This window comes from Oleiphilus sp. HI0079, assembly GCF_001635105.1.
This window is the reverse complement of record NZ_LWFT01000187.1, coordinates 1-1,216: the sequence shown is the minus strand read 5'-3', so window position 1 is coordinate 1,216 and position 1,216 is coordinate 1. Positions and strand designations below refer to the sequence as shown.

At 46.6% G+C, this 1,216-nt stretch carries 2 protein-coding genes; one reads left to right on the top strand and one right to left on the bottom strand.

The annotated features are described in order from the left end of the window. A partial coding sequence (locus tag A3750_RS02670) for a pseudouridine synthase (protein ID WP_231871683.1) occupies positions 1-548 on the bottom strand: 548 nt, incomplete at its 3' end. 338 nt (positions 549-886) lie between these two features. Here A3750_RS02670 and A3750_RS02665 point away from each other — a divergent pair. Then, positions 887-1,069 (top strand): hypothetical protein, encoded by a 183-nt coding sequence (locus tag A3750_RS02665; protein WP_068452049.1) that lies wholly within the window; start codon positions 887-889, stop codon positions 1,067-1,069. Positions 1,070-1,216: the final 147 nt, after the last annotated feature.

The window sequence follows — 1,216 nt, the reverse complement described above, 5'->3', positions numbered from 1 at the left end:
TCTTCTCTGAACTGTGCATGCAGCGCTCTCAAAGCTGGCCGAGACTTGGCGATCAACACCGCCCCTGACGTATCACGGTCAAGACGATGCACCAACTCCAAAAACTGGTGATCAGGATAGCGGGTTCTTAATGCCTCGATCAGCCCGATATTGACGCCACTGCCGCCATGCACCGCCAGCCCAGAAGGCTTGTTAATCACCAACAACTGATCATTTTCAAATAAAACAGAACGATCCAACAATGCGCCAAGCGAGTCACTAACCTTAATTTCTCCCTTATTCGAATTCGTTGTCATCATTGGAGGTACACGAACAAGATCACCAACCGCGAGCTTTGTCTCGGGCTTACAGCGCTTTTTATTGATTCTTACATCGCCCTTTCTAATGACTTTGTATATCTTGGATTTGGGAACCCCTTTACAGACACTCAGCAAATAGTTGTCGACGCGTTGCTGAGCGTTTTTCTCGCTTATGGTCACCAACTGGACGCCATGCCCTAAGGGCTTATCTTGATTAGCTTCTGATGTTTTTTTCTGTTGTGCTGACACCCACACCTCTAAGTCGTTGCTCGACTATCTAAATACTGCTATATTCGCGTCTGCGGTGACGCCCGTCACAAAAGGGGGCTTCGTCATCTTAAATTGAAAGATACCGCATGACACACTCTACGCTCGAAAACATGCGACCTCGATTAGGAGACAGCAAGAACGACGAGTATAGCGGTTTTAGTGTTGATGCCCAAAAGCGCATTGAACAAAATCGCCCAGCGTAGTGTAGTGAAGTTTTTTACAGTGGCGTGAACGCACAGTCTTCCTCGCAACGAGCTACCGAAATTAGGTTTCGATCGAGTTGAACTAGCCTCACCACTTAAAAAAGGAACGCTGGGATGAGCAGTAATACTCTCCCGAGCGATTGGATAAATACGCTGAGCAGCGTAGAGCAAAAGATTAATAGCATTATGTCTTTTTGTATCGCGAGTAGTGAGCGACAAGACGTGATGAAAACGCAGGCCGACACCGTGAGTCCAAAAGACCCGCGCTGTAAAGAGACCATAAGACCTCGTGTTTAAGACTGGGAATGTTAAGTTAAGTCACTTTGAACAGCAGAGATCTTAGTACTGCTGCCTTTACAGACACTGACTACAAGCAGAATTACGCCCAAAATCTAATTTGCCCTCCTGTTACAGCGCCATCTGGACGTTGTGAATGAAAAGAAT

Bases quoted from the DNA above. Each gene is read 5' to 3' on its own strand.
- A3750_RS02665 (WP_068452049.1), top strand. From the start codon at position 887: ATGAGCAGTAATACTCTCCCGAGCGATTGGATAAATACGCTGAGCAGC.